General features: G+C 70.7%; 1 protein-coding gene. It reads left to right on the top strand.

Annotation, left to right across the window (positions count from 1 at the left end; all coding sequences use genetic code 11):
- Window positions 1-222: polyketide synthase dehydratase domain-containing protein (locus tag BST12_RS30345; RefSeq protein WP_139802157.1), on the top strand; the 222-nt coding region annotated here is incomplete at both ends.

Here is a 222-nt window from a genome sequence, read left to right as displayed (position 1 = left end):
CCCACACCCCCACCCCCGGCAGAGCCCATCGACACCGACGACTTCTACCACCAACTCGCCACCCACGGCCTGCACTACCAACCCCCCTTCCAAGGCGTGCGCGCCCTGACCCAGGACCCCAGCAACCCCGACACCGTCCACGCCGACATCGCCCTACCCCCCGACACCGACACCACCGGCTACGGCATCCACCCCGCCCTCCTCGACGCCGCACTGCAACCC

It is taken from the genome of Mycobacterium angelicum (genome assembly GCF_002086155.1).
GTDB lineage: Bacteria > Actinomycetota > Actinomycetes > Mycobacteriales > Mycobacteriaceae > Mycobacterium > Mycobacterium angelicum.
This window is presented reverse-complemented; position numbering and strand designations above follow the sequence as displayed.